Here is a 21275-nt window from a genome sequence, read left to right as displayed (position 1 = left end):
CAGCAATGAACGAGCATGTGGGCGCGGTGGTGCTGCGACCTCGCGAGGTGCACTTCGACTTCTCCCGCTCACCGCTGCACTGGATCCCGGGCGAACCCGTGGCCTCGCACGCCATCTCCGGTCTCAACCTGATCCTGCCGCTGGGCGAACGTGGCTTCGTCGAAATGTTCCGGCGCGCACTGCCGTACGTCGAGGACGCGGAACTGCGCGAGCAGATGGTCGGCTTCATGGGGCAGGAGGCGCTGCACGCGGAGTCCCACAACCGGGCGACCTGGGAGTTCCTGCAACGGCACGGCATCGACCCCGAACCGATCCTGACCGAGGTCGAATACCTCTTCGACCGGGCGATCGCCCGGCTCGACACGCTGCCCGAACATCTGCGCCACCGGGTCGTGGTGCAGATGCTGGCCGGGATCGCCGGGATCGAGCATTTCACCGCGGTCGCCGGGGACTGGCTGCTCAACCAGGACTTCGAGGCCATGGACGCGGACCCGGCGCTGACCGACCTGTTCCGCTGGCACGGCGCCGAAGAGGTCGAGCATCGCAGTGTGGCCTGGAATGTGGCCCGTTACTTCGGGGCCCGGCGGCCCCGGCTGGTCACCTTCTATCTGGGCAGCAGCGTCGGACTGCCGTTCGGGCTGATCGCGGTGGCCTGGTGGTTGATCCGCCAGGACCCGACCATGCCGAAGATGGGGCCGGTCAAGGTTTTCCGGGAGATCAACGGTGCCGTCCGCCGGGGCACACTGCCGCCCTGGCGGCTGATCGGGCGCGGCTTCGCCTCGTTCGTGCGCGCCGACTACGACCCGGCCGACACCGGCGATACCGCGCAGGCCCTCGGCTATCTGGCGAAATCCCCGGCCGCGAAGCGGGCGCACGCCTCATGAGCCGAGCCCCCGAACTCCAGACCATCGAGGGCCGCATCGCCGAAATACGCAGCCGCGGTGTGCCACCCGCGTTCTGGGCGCCACTGCGGCACGATCCGCTGCTGCGGGTGGCCGACAAACTGATCGCGCCCGGCGCGCGCGTGCTGGCGTGGATGTCCCCGCCGGGCAAGGCCGCCCCGGGCATCGCGCGCACCACGCACCTCGTGCTGGTGGATCGCGAAGTGGTCGCCGCCGACGCGGACGTGGTGAGTTTCGTGTTCGCGCATCCACGCGGCGCGGTACTGCGACCGTGGCGGCCCGGCGCGCACCTGGACGTGGTGCTGCCGTCGGGACTGCTGCGGCAGTACTCGCTGTGCGGCGACCCCGACGATCCGTTCCACTATCGAATCGCGGTGCGGCGCATACCGGATGGCGACGGCTCGGTGGAGCTGCACGACCGGCTGCGGATCGGCGACCGCGTCGAGATCCGGGGACCGCGCAACGCGTTCCCGCTCACCCTGACCGGGCCGGGTGACGGCAGGCGGCTGCGGTTCATCGCGGGCGGCATCGGGATCACGCCGATCCTGGGCATGCTGCGCGCCGCGGACCGCGCGGGCATGGACTGGTCACTGGTCTATACGGGCCGGCATCGGGATTCGGTGCCGTTCCTCGACGAGCTGACCCGCTACGGTTCCCGGGTCCGGGTGCGCACCGACGATGTCGACGGCTTGCCCACCGGCGCGGACCTGGTGCCGACACTGGATCCCGAACTGGCCGTGTACGTATGCGGTCCGCCCGCGCTGCTGGATGTGGTGGGCGCACGGGTGATCGACGCGCCGGGCGTGGAACTGCACCTGGAGCGCTTCTCGCCACCACCGATCCAGGACGGCCGGCCATTCAGCATCCAATTGGGCCGGGGCGGGCCGATACTCGACGTACCGGCCGACCGGACCGCGCTGGCGGTGGTGGCGCAGGCCCGGCCGTCGGTGTCGTACTCGTGCAGGCAGGGCTTCTGTACCACCTGCAAGGTGCGGGTGTTGTCCGGCACGGTCGATCACCGCGACACCGTCCTCAACGACGCCCAGCGTGCCCAGGGCGACATGCTGTTGTGCGTCTCGCGTGCCGCACCGGGTCAGCGACTGGTGCTGGACCTGAATTCGGTGACGGCACAACAAGACTCGCCGCGCGGGCGCTGGGGGCTCGCGCGGCCGGGGGAACGGGGAACCGGCCGCGGCGTCGGCGGGGACGCCGCGGCCGGCAGGGGGAGACGCACCGGACCCGCGTGGGCCATCCCGCACCGCAGGAGGCCGCCCGGCTCCGAGTAACGTGTGCCCACACGATCGTTAGTCTGGCGTCGTGGGTGAGAACGGCAATGATCAACGGGCGGGCGAGGGATTTCTCGAGCATGTGCCGACGGTGGTCGGCTCGAGGATCGGTGCGAATCTGGGGACGGCGGGCGAGCGATCCACGCTCCGCGACGCGCTGCGGCGCGGCAGGCGTTCCGGGCGCGGCATCTGGTCCCGGGCCGATATCGACGGCGTCTTCAAGGCCTTCGGCGCCGTGCCGGACGAGGCGGCCACGGGCGATCTGATGCACGTCCATCCGAACGTCGTGGGCCTCATCGCCTCCAAGACCGAGGACCACCGACTGCGGTACGGCTATGGCGAGTACCGCCAACTGCGGCTCGTGCAAATCGTGCCGCCCGAGGCTGCCGACCCGGGCTACCGGCGGGCGCTGGCGATCTGTGCCGAGCGGCTCGGCGCTGTATTCGGCTCGCTTGCAGCCGATGTCCCGCTCCTGCACCGGCACACCTCCGATGTCGCTTGGACCATCGGCGCGTGGGGCGAGCCCGGTTTCCTGGCACGCGGCCGGTTCTCGCCCGACGGGTGCACGGTGGAGACGAGCATCCACGGGCAGACCCATGTGCACCGTCTGGCACCCGGTCGACCCAGCGGCGTCGAGGTCGCCGAACTGACGATGGGAGCCATCGAGGCGGCGAGGTTGAACTCACCGGGGGACCTGCACTACACCGCCCGTGCGACGCAGCCGCCGCGTCAGGTCACGGACGCGTCCTTCGGTTTGCGGGCTGCCCCCGCCGCCCCCGATCTCGATCGATCGGCGTGGCGAGGACGGCCCAAAGTGGTGCACGCCTACATCAAGTCCGAGACGATCTACGACTGGATCGACGGTGAACTCCACGAGGTCTCACACACCGACTTCGACCCGCCGAAGCGCGCCACGTAAGCACGTCAGCGGGCCAGGCTCGCCCGGGCGATGCCGAAACGCATCAGGCTCGGCGGCGTGAGCCGGGTGCCGTAGTAGGCCGCCCACGCTTCCGGGGTGACCGGGACGACGGCCCGATTGTGCTGGACCGCACGGACAATGGCGGTGGCCACCTTCGACGGCGGGTACCGCCGCCAGCGGTAGAGGGTGTCGAACAATTGCTGCCGGGCCTGCTCCTTTTCCGCCGAGACACCCGAGAACTCCGTGGTGCGAACGATATTCGTGTGGACGATGCCGGGACAGACAGTGGTGACGCCGATGCCGTCGGCGGCCAGTTCGGCGCGCAGGCAGTCGGAGAAGGTGAAAACCGCTGCCTTGCTGGTGGAGTAGGCGCTGAAACCCTGCTGCGGGGTGTAGGCGGCCATGCTCGAGACATTCACGATGTGACCGCCGAGGCCGCGCTCGGCCATCAACCGCCCGAACGCCCGGGAGCCGTGCACGACGCCGAACAGGTTGATGTCGATGACCCGCTGGAAGCTCTCGGCCGGGGTGCGCAGGAACGGTGCGGCCTGGCCGATGCCGGCATTGTTGACCACCACGTCGGGGACGCCGTGCACCTCGGCCACCTCGTCCGCGTGCGCCTCGACCGCCGCCGCGTTCGCGACGTCCAGGACGTACGGGTAAGCGGTGCCGCCGGATTCGGCGATCAGGGTGGCCGTCTCGCGTGCGGCGTCCCGGTCGATATCGGAGACCACCACCTCGGCTCCGTCGCGTGCGAAGGCCAGGGCGGTCTCGCGGCCGATGCCCGACCCCGCGCCCGTCACCACCACAAGATGATCGTCGAAGGGGCGGCCCGCCGGGCGGCCGACCTCCGCGCGCCGCAGCTCCCGCGACGGCTCCCGGCCCGACACCGCATCGATCAGCTGCACGGCCGCGCGTGCCAGCACCCGCGGATGCGAATACGGCACCCAGTGACCGGCTTTCAGATCGCGCCGCCACAGCTGCTCGGTGTACTCGGCCTCGTCGTCGAACACGGCGGGCCGCACGGCCGGATCGCGGTCGGCGACGATGAGCTGCACCGGCACCTTGGTGTGCCGTTCCCGCGACGAGAACACCTTGCCGACAACCAGATTCGCGCGATAGATCTTCAACCCGTTGGCGGCGTCCGCGGTGAACGTCTCGCCCAGGGTGACCTGCTCGGGGGGCGTGCCCTGTGCCAGCCGCAGCCCGAGCCGGAATGCGCGATCGGTCAGCCCGCGTCGCACCAGTGCGGGCGTGATCGGGGCCATGAACGCGAATTGATAGGCGACCGAGGCCAATTGGGCCAGCGGGCCCACCAGGTTGCGGGGCGTCGGGCGGGCGAAACGCCGCCGCGCCCACGCGCCCGCATGATCGAGATTGGGGCCCGAGACCGAGGTGAAGGAGGCGATGCGCAGCTCGGCGTCGGGCTCGCACACCGCGTCCCACACCGTCACCGAACCCCAGTCGTGGGCGAGCACATGCACCGGCTCGTGCGGGCTCACCGCATCGGCGACCGCGAAGAAATCGGTGGCCAGCTCGGCGATCGCGAAGGCGTGGAAGTCGTCCGGATCGGTCGAGCGGCCGTGCCCGCGCGAGTCGTAGCTGACCACGTGGAAGCGATCGGTCAGATGCGGAATCACGTTGTCCCACAGGTGGTGTGAGTCCGGCCAGCCGTGCACCAGCACGATGGTCGGCCCGTCGGGCACGCCCTGCTCGTAGACGGCGATCTCGATGTCGCCGTTGCGGACGGTGCGTTGGCGGGGTTCGGCGTCGGTTCGCAGCGCCATTGCGGCTCTCTTCTGTCTCGGACAGTTGTCACGAATCAGCCTGAACTGTCCGAGGCGAGGAGTCAATGGCAGGCGAATCTGCTAATCCAGAGTGGAAAACGCAGACTCAGACAATTATCGGTGCGAGAACGAATCCGCGGGCGCGAGCGGAACCACCAACGCCGACGGGTAGACCGCATTGCGCTGGATCTGCTGCGAGGTCCCCAGCAGTCGGCCCAGATCCGCCGGATTCGGAATCGTCGACGGGAACGTGCCCGAGGTGATGCGCAGACGCAACGCATGACCCGGCTCGAGCCGATGGAACGCGGGCCGGATCTTGATCTCCATCTTCACCACGTCACCGGGCGCCAGCAACTGCTCGTTCTCCTTCAGCACGATGTGCTCGGGCGCATACACCGCACCATCGGCCGACCAGGTCTTGTCCGGGTCCAGGGTGCGCTGACTCGCCAATTGCGAACCGCCCGTGATGTTCACGGCCGTCCCGTCCGGCGCGACATCGTCGAGCCACACCTGGAAGGCGGCATCCGTACCGGTGGAGGAGGCGTACAGGGTGACACTCGACGGTCCGGCCAGCACGGTCGGCTCGGTCACCGGATCCATCGTGTAGCGCGGCCCCGCCGTCGGATTCTGCACCCACTCGGTGCACGGATTGGAGACGGTGAACACCCGGAACACGAAATCGAGCAGGCCCGCCGTGTACTGACCCAGCGTCTCGCGATTGCAGATGTTGTCGATCCCGGTGTAGGCCAGGCGATCCGAGGCGTCGGTGACCGTGGGCCGGTCCGCGACGAGCCGGTCACCGTCGAAATAACGCTGCTGGACGGCGGCCTGCTCGAACGGGTAGCGCGCGGTGTCGGCGGCATTGTTGTTCGCGTCGATCACATGCAGCGGGTTGCCGGTCTCGTCGACGCCGTTGTGAATGTCCTTGAGCCACCGGTCGAACCAGGCCAGTGTGATCATGTCGGTGTCCATGCGTGAGCCGGGACCCAGGCCCAGGCCGACGTGATACCAAGGGCCCATGAGCAATTGGTAACGCCCGTCGGCATGCTGATCGGCCGCCATAGGCGCGAACTGGTCGCGCCCGGCCGAGAGGTTCTGCAGCTGAGCGTAATTGCGCACCGCACCCTCCTGGTACAGATCCCACCAGCCGTCCACCTGATACATGGCGATGCCGTTGTCGACCAGATTGTGCAGGTCGGTCTCGAAACGCCGGTCCTTCCACCAGGTGTTGTCGTAGGCGGTAGCACCTCCGGTGTACGCGTCGAAGAGCAGCTTCACCGTGCTGGTGTCAGGGCCCACCAACGCCATCAGGTGGTCACCCAGCGAACGCAGGAACTGCTGCGGCGAAACCACGGCGGTCAGGAACGGCCCGATCAGGCTCAGGTACGGGACCATCAGGGAGATGACCGTCAGCAGCAGCGGGCTCATCATGCCGTCGTGGTTGAGCACCTCGTCGAAGATGTTGTTGGACACCGCGAACGGCACGATCGCCTTCAACGGTGAACCGGGGCCGACGGTTTCGGCGGTCCGCATGGCCGACAGGCCCGGGAACGAATAGCCGTACATCCCGACCTTGCCATTGGAACCGGGCAATTTCGCCGCCCAGTCCACCAATTCCGAGCCGTCCACGCCGTCCTGCTTGGACGCCGGACTCCACGCGCCGGTCGACCCGCCGGTGCCGCGCACATCCGCGGTCACCTCGATATAGCCGTGCCGCACCAGCATGTCCTGCATGGAGGTCGCCTGATTGATGATGCGCCGCGCATCCTTCAACTGATCCGGCAACTGGATGTGCAGATCGTCGATCACCCCGGTGAGGGCGGCCGTCAGCGCGCTGGTGACCGCGCCGTAGGTGGTGAAGTTGACGATCACCGGGAACTCACCGGCGGCCCGCTGCCCCGTCGCCGGATCGGTCGGATACCGCACCTCGGCCTGCAACTGATTGCCGTCGGAGAGCGGAACCACCTGCCCCAGTTGATAACCCACACCGTACTGCTCCGGCGTCGGCTGATAATCCGACGGCAGCCCGAAATTCGCGGGCGCGTTCGGCACCGGCCCGAACACCGGCGCACCCTGCGCGGTAGTGGACGAAACAGTCATGGCCAGCACGGAGAACCCGGCCACGGCCCACGGTGCCAGACGGCAGCGACGGGGCCGGAAGGTGCTACTCAACGATCTACCTCTGCGGGGTCGGGAGGTCGCTGCGCGCGCCGCTGCGGTGGCGAACGGCTCGGACCTCGTCGTCGGAACTGAGCACACCGCACAGCGTCGGCGCGTCGCTACCGGCAATCACCCCGACTGTGACCCCTGCCCATGTGCACTCGACCAAACAAGCGCGCTCGACCGGAACCGCACTCGAACCAAAGAAGCGCACTTGACCAATGCGCCCCGTCATCCCGGCATGGTTCTGGCCGGGATCCACACCAGCCGTGCATGACCGGTGGCTGTAGATTCCGGCCAGAAGCGCGCCGGAATGACGAGGAGAGGTCGGTGGGCGTGGTCGGTCGAATTACGGTGTGAACGAAGCAGATTCGAGGCGGCGGGCGATGCGGGCCGCCGAGAGGGTCATGGCGTCGGTCGGGCGGTGGGGGTCCAGGCCGGTGAGTTCGTGGACCCGGGCCAGGCGGTAGGTGACGGTGTTGCGGTGGATGGTGAGCAGGCGGGCGGTGGCCAGCTGGTTGAAACCGGTGTCCACGAACACTTCCAGGGTTTCGGCCAGCAGTGGTTGGGCGTCCAGCGGTGCGAGGACGGCCGCCAGGCCCGCGCGGGCGGGACCGCCCGCGGCGACGGTGTATTCGAACATCAGGTCCGGACGGCGGCACACCGCGTGCGGGCGGTCCAGGCAGCGGCCCAGTTCGGCGAGCATGCGGGCCTCGGCGAAGACCGTCGGAACCGCGGCCCGTGAGTCCGCGGTCGCCACCCCGACCCAATACGGCGCGGGCGGTCCGGATCGCGACGGCACCTCTACGGGTTGCGCGGCCTGGCCGAGCGCGGGCCGGGGGAGCTGACCGTGGGCGGGCAGCCGGCCCGAGAGCGCGGCGAGTGTCGCAGTCCCGTCGTCACCGGGGTGCAGCGGCAGCAGTGCGGTCCAGCCGCCGCTGTCCAGGCGCAGGAACACCCCAGGAATCGCCTCGATGCGGTGACGCAGTTCGCTGGTGTCGGTGCCGCGCGTGCTGCCGAGCCGGAAGACGGCCACCAGGAAGGCGTCCGGCACCGCGATCGCCGGTTCCTCGGCCCACTCGATCGGATCGCGACCGGTGAGCAGGGCATCGGCGATGGCCCGGCGGCGTTCGAGCAGCTCCCAGCGCGGATCGTGCGCCCGCTGCACACACGCGGTCGCGATGCGGGTGGTGAGCAGGGTGACGTACTGCAGCAGCGACATGGCCGCGGCGTCGAGCAGTTCACGCTCCGGCTCGGTCGCGGTCTCCTGCAACCGCGACCACAGGTATTCCGCGCCCAGGCTGTAGCGGCCCAGCACATCCTCGAGCGATTCGCCGTCCCGCACCCGGCTCAACGCGATCTCCACCAGCTCGTGGGTGTCCTCCGCCGAGGGCTTGCGTCCCGAGCGCACGAAGTCGAAGAACAGGTCCACATTCAACTTGGTGCCGCGCTCGAAACCGCTGGCCACCAGCGGTTCCGGCAGGGTGCGGTAGGGGCCGACGGCACCGGGGATCTGCTCGCGCGCCACGACGGCGCGCCGGTACAGCTCTTCGAGCGCTCGGTCCCGCAATCGCGCGTGCATAACTCTCCTACTACCCGTACAGCGACTCGATAGTAGCGGCGTAGTTGGTAGCTATCGGTTTGCGCCTCAGTTTGCCGGTTGCCGTGAGGTTATCGCTGCCCGGTGTCCACACGTCCGGGAGCACCGCGAACTTCTTGATCTGTTCCACCCGGGAGAGCTTGGTATTGGCGGTGTCGATGCCCTCCTGCAGCGACTCCAGCACGCGTGGATCCTGGGCCAGCGCGGCAATGCTCCGGTCGGTTAGCTGGTGGCGCTCGGCGAAGGCGGCGGCCAGATCGGGGTCCAGGCAGATCAGCGCGGTGTTGTAGGCGCGACCCTCGCCGATCGCGACCACCGTGCCCGCCAGCGGGGTGCTCTCGGTGACAGTGTTCTCGATATTGGTCGGCGACATGTTCTTGCCGGCCGCGTTGATGATCAGTTCCTTCTTGCGGTCGACGATCTTGAGGAAGCCCTCGGCGTCGATCTCGCCGATATCACCGGTGTGCAGCCAGCCCTCGGCATCGATGGTCTCGGCGGTCTTGTCGGGGGCATTGCGGTAGCCGCGCATCACCATCTTGCCGCGCACCAGCACCTCACCGTCCTCGGCGATACGGACCTCCGCGCCCGGGAGCGGGCGGCCCACCGTGCCGATCTTGATGCGGTCGGGGCGGTCCACGGTCGCGCCCGCGGTGCATTCGGTCATGCCGTAGCCCTCGCACAACGGCAAGCCGAGGCCGAGGAAGAACTCGTGGGTGTCCTTCGGGATCGGAGCCGACCCGGTGACCGCAATGCGGATGTTGTCCATGCCCAGCTGCTTGCGAATGGTGTTGAGTACCAAGCGATCCGCGAGCTGATACTGCAGCGTCCCGAAGATGCTCTGCACTCGCCCGTCGGAATTGGCGCGCGCACGGGCCCGGCCGACCCCGATCGCCCAGTCGATGAGCCGCCGCTTGAATGGGCTCGGCTCGGCCGCGAAGCGGTCCTCCAGCGCCGCTTTGACCTTCACCCACACGCGCGGCACGCCGAGGAACACCGACGGATGCACCTCGGTGAGCGCGGAGGCCACCTGCTTGAGATCCGGCGACGTGGTGATCTGCGCGCCGGTCAGCAACGACAGATAGTGCGCGAACCAGCGATTGGCCGCGTGCGCGTCGGGCAGGTAGGAGACCACCTTGTCGGCGGGCCCGCCGGTGCCGAATTCGTCCACCACGCGGGCGTTCTCGAGGAAATTGGTGTGGGTGAGCTCCACGCCCTTGGGGGGACCGGTGGTGCCGGAGGTGTAGACGATGGTCAGCAGATCCTCGGGATCCACCGCGCGCCAAGCGGATTCGAAATCGAAGCCCGCATTCTCGTCCGTTTCGATCGCGGTGAGCGAGACGCACCCCTCCGGTGCCTCGTCCACACAGATCACGTGGTCGACCGTGACGCCCTGCGTCGCCGCCTTCTCCACGGCCGCCAGCACCTGCGGCGCGAACTGCCGCTCGCAGATCACCACCTTGTTGCCCGCATTGCCGAACTGGTAGGCCAGCAGATCCACGGGGTTGGTGTTGTACACCGAGAACGGGGTCGCGCCCGTGTGCAGAATCGCGGTGTCGCACAAGTGGAATTCGGGGCGGTTGGTCATCATCAGTGCGACCGTGTCGCCGCGCCCGACGCCGATTCCGGCCAGCCCGGTCGCGATCGTGCGCACCCGATCCCCGTATTCGCTCCACGTGACGGTGACGCTGCCCCCGAGCGTGCGCAGCGCCACCTCCTGTGGATAGCGGGCCACATTGGCCTGGAACGCCTCGACCATGGTGCGCGGGGCCGTTCCCGCAGCCGGTGTTGAACTCACGAACACAGCAGACCGCACAAAGGATGGGCGGGTCCACTGGCAATGGCGAAGATCTACCGACGCGTACTTGTGCATAGTGACAAAGTCGGGGGAGTGGGGTCCCGGCGGTGGCGTCGGCGTCCGCCGGCCCGGTGATCGAGGTTTACATGAATTTACCAATGATCTTGTTGCGCAACTTGATTCGAGTCCGGTATAGGGGCTCGCGACGTATCGTGTTAGCACGAACAGGACCGCCGGACCCCGACCGGGACGTCCGATCGGGTAGGCGTGCGCGGCCACGAGGAGCGAGCGGTGATCACCCCTACCACCAGCGGAGTACAGGACTACATCCACGCCGAGGAAGTCGAGTACGTCGACATCCGATTCTGCGACGTCCCCGGCATCCAACAGCATTTCTCCATCCCGGCGAAGATGTTCGACGCCGAACTGGTCGAGGGCGGCATCGCCTTCGACGGGTCCTCGGTGCGCGGCTTCCAGGCCATCCACGAATCCGACATGCTGCTACTGCCGGATCTGCGCACCGCGCAACTGGATTCGTTCCGCGCCGCCAAGACCCTCAATATCAGCTGCTTCGTGCACGACCCGCACACCCGCGCCGCCTACAGCCGTGACCCCCGCAATGTGGCTCGCAAGGCCGAGGAATACCTGCGCTCCACCGGGATCGCCGACACCGCCTACTTCGGACCCGAGGCCGAGTTCTACATCTTCGATTCGGTGCGCTACGACACCAGCATGAATCGCGCCTTCTACGAGGTGGATTCGGCGTCCGCGGACTGGAACACCGGCGAGAAGTTCAATCCCGACGGCACCCCCAACCGCGGCTACAAGGTGCGGCCCAAGGGCGGGTACTTCCCGGTCGCGCCCTATGACGCGGATGTCGATCTGCGCGACCGCATGTGCACCAACCTGCAGATCGCGGGCTTCGACCTGGAGAAGGGGCACCACGAGGTCGGCACCGCCGGGCAGGCCGAGATCAACTACCGGTTCAATACGCTGCTGGCCGCCGCCGACGATCTGATGCTCTACAAGTACATCATCAAGAACACCGCCTGGGAGGGCGGCAAGACCGTCACCTTCATGCCGAAACCGCTCTTCGGCGACAACGGTTCCGGCATGCACGTGCACCAATCCCTGTGGAAGGACGGCGTTTCGCTGTTCTACGACGAGGCCGGGTACGCGGGGCTGTCGGATCTGGCGCGGCACTACATCGGCGGACTCCTGCATCACGCGTCGTCGCTGCTGGCCTTCACCAACCCGACCGTGAACTCCTACAAACGCCTCGTGCCCGGTTATGAAGCGCCGGTGAACCTGGTCTACAGCCAGCGCAATCGCTCTGCCGCCGTGCGCATTCCGGTCACCGGCACCTCCGCCGCCGCCAAACGCCTGGAATTCCGCTGCCCCGACTCCTCGGGCAACCCGTACCTGTCCTTCGCGGCCATGATGATGGCCGGGCTCGACGGCATCACCAACAAGATGGAGCCGCCGTTGCCCGTCGACAAGGACCTCTACGAGCTCACCCCGGAGGAGAGCTCCGAGGTCGTCCAGACCCCGGGCAGCCTCGAGGAGGTCATCAACCGCCTCGAGGCCGACCACGAATACCTCACGCAGGGCGGCGTTTTCACCGAGGACCTGATCGACACCTGGATCCGCATCAAGCGCGAATCCGAGATCGCCGAGATCAACGTCCGCCCACACCCCTACGAATTCGAGCTCTACTTCGACGTATAGAGACCGGCAGGCTCGAGTCCCGCGAGGGACTCGGGCAGCGGGCGGGAATGCAGGACGCCCAGGCGTTGCGTGGCGCGGGTGAGTGAGACGTACAGCTCGGCCGCGCCGCGCGGGCTCTCCGCGAGGATCTCGTCGGGCTGCACTACCAGCACCGCGTCGAATTCGAGGCCCTTGGTCTCCCAGGCGGGGACCGTGCCCGGCATGCCGGGCGGGCCGATCACGATGCTGGTGCCCTCGCGACCTGCTTCGTCGCGTTCGAATTCCGCTATGGCCGAGGCCATCTCGTCGACCGGTAGCTCTCGCGCCCACGGCTGGACGCCGCAGGCCCGCACCGAATCCGGCGGCACCACGTCGGGCGCGAAATCGGCCAGCACCGCGGCCGCGACGGCCATGATCTCCGCCGGGGTGCGGTAGTTCACCGTCAGCGACCGGTACTGCCAGCGGCCCGGGACATACGGTTCCAGCATGTCGCCCCACGCGGTCGCGCCCGCCGGGGAGCTGCGTTGCGCGAGATCGCCCACCACGGTGAAGGAATGGCTCGGGCAGCGCCGCATGAGCACCCGCCAATCCATCTCCGAGAGCTCCTGGGCCTCGTCGACCACGATATGGCGGTAGGTCCAATCCCGGTCGGCGGCCGCGCGTTCGGCGAGCTCGCGGGTGTCGCGTTCGAGGAAACGGTCGGCCAGGTCCTCGCCGTAGATCAGGTCGGTCGCGAAGAGGTGGTCCTCGTCGTCCATGTGGTCGGCGCGGCTGACCAGCAGATCCAGCACGCCTTCGGCATAGGCGGCCTGCGCCTTGCGTTCCCGCTCGGCCGCGGCCTCCTCGGCGCTGGTGTCGCGGCCCAGCAGATCGATGAGCTCGTCGAGCAGCGGCACATCCGACACCGTCCACGCGGCACCGTCGGCACGGAGCAGGGCCGGGTCCGCGCCCGCGGCCGCGAGTCGCTCGGGCGACGAAAGCAGTTCCGCCAGTACGTCTTGCGGCTCCACGGTCGGCCACAACTCGTCGATCACGGCCGCGAAACCCTCGTGCTCGGCGAGCTCGGCGCGCAGATCGGTGCGCATGTTCTCCCAGGCGTCGCGGTCCTCACGAGTGAGCCAGCCCTTGCCGATGCGTGCGATCGCGCGTTCGGTCAGCGCCCAGGTGAGCACCTCCAGGAACACCGGCCGGGCCTCGTTGTGCGGACGGCCGCTCTCGCGCGCCTCCTCGCGCGCCCAGCCGACGATATCGGCGTCGATTCGCACTGTGACATCGGTCAATTCGAGCGAGATCGGATCCCGCGGCACCTGCTGCCGATCCGCGACCGCGGCCTTCAGCACCTCGAGGATCTTGCGGGAACCCTTCAGCCGCGCCGCCTCCGGAGTGTCCTCGGCGGTCGCGCGCAGTCCCGGCAACAGCGCGCCCGTGGTGGTGAACACCACGTTCGTCTCGCCCAGCGACGGCAGCACCCGCCCGATGTGCTTCAGGAAGGCCGTATTCGGGCCGACCACCAGCACGCCGTTGCGTTCCATCTGCTCGCGCTGCGTGTACAGCAGATACGCGACCCGGTGCAGCGCCACCACCGTCTTACCGGTTCCCGGGCCGCCCTCGATCACCAGCACACCCGGATGTTCCAGGCGGATGATCCGATCCTGTTCGGCCTGAATGGTCGCCACGATGTCGCGCATGCCCTCACCGCGTGGCGCGTTGACCGCGGCCAGGAGTGCCGCGTCCCCGCGTTCACCGTCGCCGGGGCGACCGAAAACCTCGTCGGTGAAATCCACCACCTGCCGGTCGCGGGTGTGGAATTGGCGACGTCGCCGCATGTTCTCCGGGCTCGCGGCGGTCGCGACATAGAACGCCCGCGCCGCCGGCGCGCGCCAATCCATCAGCAGCGGTTCGAATTCGTTGGCCTCGTCGAAAATGCCGATGCGGCCGATATAGGTGGGTTCACCGTCCACACTGTCGAGGCGGCCGAAGCACAACCCGTTGTCGGCGACACCCAGTCGCCGGATCTCCTTGGACAGCGAGCGCACTTCCGCGTCGCGTTCCACCAACGCGGTCGCGTTCCCGCGCACCGTCAACGTCTCGCTGTAGCGGCCCTTCACCCGCGCGCGTTCGGCATCCAGCCGCGCGTACAGCCCGGCGACATACTCCTGCTCCGACCGCAGTTCTTCTGCATACCCCTGATCCGGCACCGGCACCTCACCTTCCCGACTAGCGATCCCCGCCGCCACACCCCGCCGTTTGCGCAGGTTGCGGCCTTAGGTGAGCAATAGTGCGCCATCACCGGGGTCTTGTGGCAAGCCCCCCACTGTGTTATAAGGTTGAATGGGAAGGAAGCAATCCTTCCCATTCTCATATCCCCGTTTCTCAGGCCGCCTCGGGGCGCTGCCCACCGGATGCGATGTTCATGATGTCCTTGTTGCCGTCGGCCCACTGGGCCGTCATCAGCATGTAATCGACCTTCCAGTCCCCGTCCACGAGCTCCAGACCGATCCGATACGTGCCGCCCAGGGTCCAGCGCGGCGAGCCGAGCGGATTGGCGAGAATGTGGACCGCCTGGAACACCGCGGTCAACTCGGCGTGATCGCCGTCCACGGACACCAGGTGATTGCCGAGCAGATGCTGGGTGGCGTCGAAGCTACCGATCAGCTTCTCCCAGTCGGCGCGAATCTGCGCCGGTGCGACGGTCGCGGGCCCACCGCCCCACACGCTCGAGTAGTCGAGGGTGACCTCGTCGGCGAACACGCTCGGGAAGGAATCCCAGTCCTTGATGTCGATGTACCAGAACAGACGGGTGACGGCCTCGATGATGTCGGCGCGCTGCTGGGCGGTGGCGGTCCCGGAAACAGAAGTGGTCATGGCGGTTCTCCTACGGTGCAATGGAATCGGTGGTGACGGGCAACAGATCGCGGGCGGCGAGCACGCCGCGGGCGACCGACATGGCCGAGAGCACGCGGGGAAAACCCGCGTAGGGGAGGGCTTGCAGGATCGCCTCGACGATCTCGCCGGGCGCGACACCGGCATTCAGCGCCGACCCGATATGCGCCTCCAACTGCGAGCGGGTATCCCCGAGCGCGATGAGCGCGCCCAGGATCACCAGCTCGCGCCTGCCCGCGTCCAGCCCCGGCCTGGAATGAATATCGCCGTAAGCGAATTCGACCGCGAACCGATGCAGATCCGGAGCGATCTCGGCCAACTCGTCGTAGACGCGCCCCCGAACACCGCCCGCCCCACCGAGTTCGGCCTGTCTGGCGGCTCCCCGCTGGAATCTCTCGTTCATGAATCAGAGCTTGCTAGCCGCCAAAGCCGGTAACCAGCTCACGCCGTGCCTCGTACTCCCAGGGCCACCCACACCGGCCCCTGTGCCAGACTGCGGTCATGGCGGTACGTGAGGACCTGGCGGAATTCCTGAAGTCTCGACGCGCCCGCGTCGATCCGCAAGACACCGGCCTGCCCCCCTCCGGCCTGCGCCGCGTCCCCGGCCTCCGCCGCTCCGAACTCGCCCACCTGGCAGGCATCAGCGCCGAGTACTACCAACGCCTCGAACAACGCCGCGCCGCCAACCCCTCCACCGACGTCCTCGACGCACTCGCGAGCGCCCTGCGCCTCAACGAGATCGAGACCGCCCACCTGCACACGCTGGCCCACCCGCCCCGCGTGGCCGAAACCGGCGCTGTCACACCGCGGCCGGAGCTGCTGCGCATGCTCGACCTCATCGACAAGGCCCCCGCCGTCGTCATCACCGACCTCTTCGACGTCCTCGCCGCAAATCCCGTGGCCAACTACGTCTTCGGGCCCATGGCCGCCGAGAACATGGCGCGAGCGCTGTTCTGCGATCCCGCGGCCCGCACCTTCTACGTGGAGTGGGAGGACGTCGCCGCGGCCACCGTCGCCCAGTTGCGCCGCACGGTCGGCCGCTATCCGAACGATCCGGCGACCACCGCCCTGGTGGACGAACTGGCCTCCGGTAGCGCGGAATTCATCGAATTGTGGAAAATCGGGGAGGTCGAACAGCGTTCGTTCGGCCGGAAGATTATTCGCCATCCCCATAGCGGCGATGTGACTTTCGACTACGAGAATCTGGAATTGCCCGGTGATCCACGGCAGCGCATCGTGACCTTCGTCCCGGCGGCCGGGACCGAGCTGCCGGATTACTTCTGATCCGGATATCGCACACTCGCACTCACGTGTGATCTGGGCCGCGTTCCGTATCGGTCCGGGGACAGGTGTCGGACCCCATTGTTAGGGTTGCCATCAATTAGCTAGATATTGCGAATTGACCGTGCAGCGTGTAGAAGGGGTTGTTTTGCAGGCACCGACTCGGGAATCCGATCCGTTGCTCCGGGACCGCGTACAGCGTTTGGTGAGCTTTCTGAACGAACTCGTTCACGCTCGCACTTCGCCCGTGCTGGACGTGGCCGACCACGAAGCGTGGATCGCGCTCGAGGGGCGCGGAATCGTGCTCGAACCCGAGCCCGAAGCCGGATCGGTGCTGTTGAGGTCGCCACGGGTGCTGCGGGACGACCCTCCGGCGCTGCCCGGCGTGCTGGTCGGTCGCGTCGAGGGTGATCTCACCGATTCCACGGCCGCGCCGCGATTCCCCGACGAGATCGGCACCGAGGGTCTGCGGCCCGGGTTCGATCGCTGGCTCGCACACTGGCGGGAATGGGCCGATATCGATCGCGGCCAACTCCCCGCTCGGGAATTGCACGACCGGCTCACCCGGATACTGCAGGAGCTGTCGGCGCGCCCCGAATCGGTGGAACTGGTGCTGGCCAACGGATTCCTGCAGCTCCCGGAAACCGCCGCGAACAAACGCGTTCGCACCCATCTGATTTCGCAGCCGGTGCGCGTGGAACGTGAGGATCGCACCGGCGATATCATCGTCCGGATCGCCGAGGAATCCATTCCGCTGCTGGAGGATTCACGGCTGCTCACCGACCGTTCCGATTTCGATGTCAGCGGCTCGCGCATGCTGCAGGAAACGCTCGTTGCCGAGCAGACGACCACGCTCGGCACGGATATGGCGCGGTTCCTGAAGGAATGGTCGAGTCGCGCCCTGCGTACCTCCGTCGAGGTCGTCGACGGGGCGACCCCGCCCGCGGACCGGGCCACGCTGTCCGTCGCGCCCGCGTTGGTGATGCGGGAGCGCGGCGCGTTCGCGCTGGCCGACTACTACGAGCGCATCGTCCGGCAATTGGACCGCGCCGACGCGCCCATCCCGTTGGGCCTGGCACAGCTGGTCGAATCGATCGAACCCGAGGAACGGGCCGCCTGGCTGCGCACCGTTGGCACCGCGGGCGTCGGCGAACCGGGGGCGGAGCCGTTGTTCCCGCTGCCGGCCAATGCCGAGCAGCGCACCATCATCGAACGCCTCGCCGTCGACAGCGGCGTCGTGGTCGAGGGGCCGCCCGGGACCGGCAAGACCCACACCATCGCCAACCTGGTGTCCGCGCTGCTGGCGCGCGGACAACGGGTCCTGGTGACCAGCGAGAAGGCGCAAGCCCTGCGCGTGCTGCAGGACAAGCTGCCCGCGTCCATGCGGGAACTGTGCGTGTCGCTCACCGAGGCCGGGCAGGGCGGCTCGGCCGACCTGAATCGCAGTGTCGCCGAAATCGCCGCTCGCAAGGCGAGTTTCGACCGCGGAGCGACCCTGCGCCGCATCGACGAGCTGACCCGGCGACGCGAGCAGGCGCAGCGCGGACGGTCACGGATCACCGAGGACATCCGGGCGATCCGCGAGTCGGAGACCTATCGGCATCCGGAGATCGCACCCGGTTACGCGGGCACCGCCGCCGAGATCGTGCGGTCGCTGAAAGCGGCCGAGCCCGAACAGAATTGGCTGCCGGAACCGGTGCGCGGCGACCATCCGCCACTGGCCGCCGACGAGCTGTGGACCCTCACCACGCTGCTGCGTCAGGCGACACCCGAACGCAATGCCCGAGCGCGGCAGCACTTTCCGGACCTGACCCGGCTGCTCCCGGCCGGCGAGGAGGTGGCCGCACTGTGCGGGCAGGCCGCGCGCGAACCCGGGCACCTCGGCCACCGTGCCACCGACGGCGTCGACCCGGCCGACCTCGCGAGAATGTCGCCCGACGACCTCGAGCGGTTCCGCGTCGCGTGCGAGGGGCTCGCCGACGCCGTCGCGCGGGTCCGGCAGCTGCCCGAGCAGTACCACGCCGCCGCCGACGCGGTGCTGTCCGGGCGCGCCGGGCATCTGTGGTCACGGACCGCGCAGATCACGCAATTGGCGGCCGAGGCGGTCGCCGCCGACAACACGGTCGGCCGGCACATCGTCGAGGCTCCGGTCGCGGGACCGGCAGCACTGGCCGCCTACGCCGCGCTCGGGACGGCGATGGCAGGTGGCACACCGTGGCGCGGTCGGCTGTTCAAGTCCCGTGAGCAGCAGGCCGTCGAACGCTTCGAGGCACCCGCGACCGTCGACGGCGTGGCCGCCACCACGAGCGAGGCGGTGGCGTTGGTCGTCGCCCACCTGCGCGCCGTGGACAGCGCGGACGTGGCCGCGGCGATTCTGACGGACATCGCCATCGCGATGCCGCACAACGAGTCCCGAGCCTCCCGGGTGAACGCGCTGCAGAATGCCGCCATCGCCGTCGACACCGTCGATACGCTGCTGAAGCGGGCCGAGACCGTTGCGGTCACCCTGCGGACCGCGCGACCCGGCGCACCCGGGATACACACCCTCGCCGAAGCCGAGGCCGTCGCCGGTGGCGCGCGGATCATCGCGCAGGCCCGCGACGCCGAACTTGCCCGGGTCCGGCTGGCCCGGCTCGCACAGGAGATCACCACGGCCTTCGTCTCCGGGCCCTCCCCGGAGAGCCGGGCCCTGGCAGCCGCGCTGTCGAATGCCGACGCGGACGGATTCGCCACGGCGGTAACGGCTTTGGAGCACGCACGGACCGAACACGCGGACGCCGTCCGGATTCGCGAGCTGCGCACCCGATTGGCCGCGGCCGCACCGGCTCTGGACGCCCTGCTGGCCGATACCGCCGCCGATAACGCCTGGAGTGATCGGCTCGCCGCGCTACCGCCGGCGTGGGCGTGGCGGCGGGCGCACGCCTGGTTCACGGATCAGCGCCGACCGGGGCGCGACCTGGCGCTGGAATCGGAACTCGAGACCGTCGAGGCCGACATCGCCGTCCTGACCGAACAGTTGGCGGCCGAGCGCGCCTGGCTGGGCTGTCTGGACCGGATGACCGCACAACAGGTCACCGCACTGCAGGCCTACCGCGACCACGTCACGAATATCGGCAAGGGCACCGGCAAATACGCGGAGCGCTACCGCATTGCCGCGCGCGAGGCCATGCGGCACGCCCAGGGCGCGGTACCCGCCTGGGTGATGCCGCTGCAGCAAGTGCTCGACACCATTCCGCCGGACCAGGATTCGTTCGACGTGGTCATCGTCGACGAGGCCTCACAGGCCGATATCGCGAGTCTGTTCCTGCTGTGGCTGGCGCCGCGCGTCATCGTGGTCGGTGACGACAAGCAGTGTGCGCCCGGCGAAGTCGCCTCCGGCACGCTGGATTCGGTTTTCGAACGCCTCGAGCGTTACCTGCACGATGTGCCCGAGTATCTGCGGTCGAGCTTCACGCCACGCTCGAGTCTGATGTCCATGCTGCGCACCAGATTCGGTCAGGTCGTGCGGCTGCGCGAACACTTCCGGTGTATGCCGGAGATCATCACCTGGTGCAGCAACGAGTTCTATCTGGACGCGCCGCTGGTTCCGGTGCGCCAGTTCGGTGCGGACCGGCTGCCGCCGCTGCGGACCACCTACGTCGAGGGCGGTGTCGTCGGCGGTCGCAGTGCGGATCTGGTGAATCGGCCCGAGGCCGAGGCGCTGTGCGCGGCGCTGGTGAGCTGTCTGGAGGATCCCGCCTACGCGGGCAAGACCTTCGGCGTCGTGGTCTTGCAGGGCCGGGCGCAGGCCGAGTTGATCCGCAACGAGCTGCTCCGGCACATCGATCCCGACACCTGGGACGGCCGACGTCTGCGCGTGGGTACGCCGCCCGAATTTCAGGGCGACGAACGGCATGTCGTGTTCCTGTCCATGGTGGTCGCCCCGGAACAGCGCTTTCAATCGCTGACCGGGACCAATCATCAGCGCCGCTTCAATGTCGCGGCCTCGCGTGCCCGCGACCAACTCTGGCTGTTTCATTCGGTGACCTCGGACCGGCTGCGCGATATCGATCTGCGGCACTCGCTGCTCACCTATATGCAGTCGACCTCCCCGGCGCCGGCCCCGGCCATGCCGGCGAACGTCACCCGTGACGAGCGGCACCCGGACTTCGACAGCCTCTTCGAGCAGCGCGTCTTCCGCGACATCGTCGACCGCGGCTACCACGCGAACCCGCAGGTGGAGGTGAACAATCGGCGCTTGGACCTGGTCGTCACGGGGGCGGCCGGGCGGCTCGCGGTCGAGTGTGACGGTGACGCCTGGCATTCCACCCCACAACAGCGGCTCGCCGACTTCGAACGCGAACGGGAGCTGCGCCGGTGCGGCTGGGAGTTCTGGCGAATCCGCGAATCTGAGTACTACCTCGACCCGGTCGCCGCGCTGAGCGGTCTGTGGGAGGCGCTCGGCCAACGCGGGATTCGCCCGGCCGCCACCTGGGGTGAGCCGGTCGTCTCCGCTGCGTCGCCGGTGGCAGCCGAGCCGGTCACCGAGGACGAGCCGCTGACCGAGGACGAACCGGTGACCGAGATCGAACAGGTCATCGAGATTCGACCGGCCGAGGCGCCCCGCGTCCCGGAGACCCGTGCGGTGACTTTCGAGAAGCCCAGCACCATTCCCGGAAACCTGCTTGCGCTGGCCGAATCCGGCCCGATCAGCACCAGCGAGGCCGCCGACCGCCTCGGGCTCAGCGCCACCGAGACACGCCGGGAGATCAAAGGCCTGATCGCGCAGGGCCGGCTGGAACAGGTCGGCCAGCGTCGAGGCACCCGCTACCGGCTCATCGCCACATCCGCCGACTGAGCGCCGCGACCGCCGACACTCCGAGGGCGGATGTGGGACGGCCGGGGGTGTTGTCGTTAGATTGGGGGCATAACGGATCGGTTGCGACACGAGATTTGCCCGCAGGGAGGCGGGTTCG

13 protein-coding genes are annotated in these 21275 nt (G+C 68.3%); 6 read left to right on the top strand and 7 right to left on the bottom strand.

The annotated features are described in order from the left end of the window. Nucleotides 1-5: 5 nt before the first annotated feature. The 3 genes from ACFXHA_RS03760 to ACFXHA_RS03750 are packed head-to-tail and all read left to right on the top strand — an operon-like array spanning nt 6 to nt 3107. On the top strand, nt 6-884 hold the full coding sequence (locus ACFXHA_RS03760) for a metal-dependent hydrolase (RefSeq protein ID WP_379352585.1): 879 nt from the start codon (nt 6-8) through the stop codon (nt 882-884). Then, on the top strand, nt 881-2188 hold the full coding sequence (locus ACFXHA_RS03755; RefSeq protein ID WP_379352583.1) for a PDR/VanB family oxidoreductase: 1308 nt from the start codon (nt 881-883) through the stop codon (nt 2186-2188). The genes ACFXHA_RS03760 and ACFXHA_RS03755 overlap by 4 nt, the downstream gene beginning before the upstream one ends. 31 nt (nt 2189-2219) lie before the next feature. Further along, nucleotides 2220-3107 carry a hypothetical protein gene (locus ACFXHA_RS03750; protein WP_379352581.1) on the top strand — a complete coding sequence of 296 codons (888 nt, stop codon included), beginning with the start codon at nt 2220-2222 and terminating at the stop codon, nt 3105-3107. A 5-nt stretch (nt 3108-3112) separates the two neighbouring features. Here ACFXHA_RS03750 and ACFXHA_RS03745 read toward each other — a convergent pair whose 3' ends face one another. The 4 genes from ACFXHA_RS03745 to ACFXHA_RS03730 form a co-directional block, all read right to left on the bottom strand. Next, the gene (locus ACFXHA_RS03745) at nt 3113-4894 is read right to left on the bottom strand and encodes an SDR family oxidoreductase (RefSeq protein WP_379352579.1); all 1782 of its coding nucleotides are present in this window, start codon (nt 4892-4894) and stop codon (nt 3113-3115) included. Between the two features lie 114 nt (nt 4895-5008). Beyond that, nucleotides 5009-7066, bottom strand: a complete 2058-nt coding sequence (locus tag ACFXHA_RS03740) for a CocE/NonD family hydrolase (protein ID WP_379352577.1) — start codon at nt 7064-7066, stop codon at nt 5009-5011. 337 nt (nt 7067-7403) lie between these two features. Then, the gene (locus ACFXHA_RS03735; protein WP_379352575.1) at nt 7404-8636 is read right to left on the bottom strand and encodes a PucR family transcriptional regulator; all 1233 of its coding nucleotides are present in this window, start codon (nt 8634-8636) and stop codon (nt 7404-7406) included. A 10-nt stretch (nt 8637-8646) separates the two neighbouring features. After that, nucleotides 8647-10410 carry an AMP-dependent synthetase/ligase gene (locus ACFXHA_RS03730; protein WP_379353438.1) on the bottom strand — a complete coding sequence of 588 codons (1764 nt, stop codon included), beginning with the start codon at nt 10408-10410 and terminating at the stop codon, nt 8647-8649. Between the two features lie 330 nt (nt 10411-10740). Between ACFXHA_RS03730 and glnA the strand changes: the two genes are divergently transcribed. Continuing rightward, complete coding sequence (gene glnA / locus ACFXHA_RS03725; RefSeq protein ID WP_379352574.1) at nt 10741-12177, top strand: type I glutamate--ammonia ligase; 1437 nt, start codon at nt 10741-10743, stop codon at nt 12175-12177. Here glnA and helR read toward each other — a convergent pair. The 3 genes from helR to ACFXHA_RS03710 form a co-directional block, all read right to left on the bottom strand. Further along, nucleotides 12162-14354 (bottom strand): RNA polymerase recycling motor ATPase HelR, encoded by a 2193-nt coding sequence (gene helR / locus ACFXHA_RS03720; RefSeq protein ID WP_379352572.1) that lies wholly within the window; start codon nt 14352-14354, stop codon nt 12162-12164. The genes glnA and helR overlap by 16 nt on opposite strands. A gap of 175 nt (nt 14355-14529) precedes the next feature. Next, nucleotides 14530-15021, bottom strand: a complete 492-nt coding sequence (locus ACFXHA_RS03715; RefSeq protein ID WP_379352570.1) for a nuclear transport factor 2 family protein — start codon at nt 15019-15021, stop codon at nt 14530-14532. A gap of 10 nt (nt 15022-15031) precedes the next feature. Continuing rightward, nucleotides 15032-15442 (bottom strand): carboxymuconolactone decarboxylase family protein, encoded by a 411-nt coding sequence (locus ACFXHA_RS03710; protein ID WP_379352568.1) that lies wholly within the window; start codon nt 15440-15442, stop codon nt 15032-15034. Nucleotides 15443-15540: 98 nt separating this feature from the next. Here ACFXHA_RS03710 and ACFXHA_RS03705 point away from each other — a divergent pair, with 98 nt between their 5' ends. Together ACFXHA_RS03705 and ACFXHA_RS03700 are read left to right on the top strand one after the other, a co-directional pair. After that, complete coding sequence (locus ACFXHA_RS03705; protein ID WP_379352566.1) at nt 15541-16323, top strand: helix-turn-helix domain-containing protein; 783 nt, start codon at nt 15541-15543, stop codon at nt 16321-16323. A gap of 253 nt (nt 16324-16576) precedes the next feature. Next, the gene (locus ACFXHA_RS03700; protein WP_379352564.1) at nt 16577-21157 is read left to right on the top strand and encodes an AAA domain-containing protein; all 4581 of its coding nucleotides are present in this window, start codon (nt 16577-16579) and stop codon (nt 21155-21157) included. Nucleotides 21158-21275: the final 118 nt, after the last annotated feature.

Source organism: Nocardia sp. NPDC059240 (assembly GCF_042753865.1).
In the GTDB taxonomy this organism is placed as follows: Bacteria; Actinomycetota; Actinomycetes; order Mycobacteriales; family Mycobacteriaceae; genus Nocardia.
Note: the sequence above shows the minus strand (reverse complement) of the source record. Positions and strands in the feature narration are given on the sequence as shown.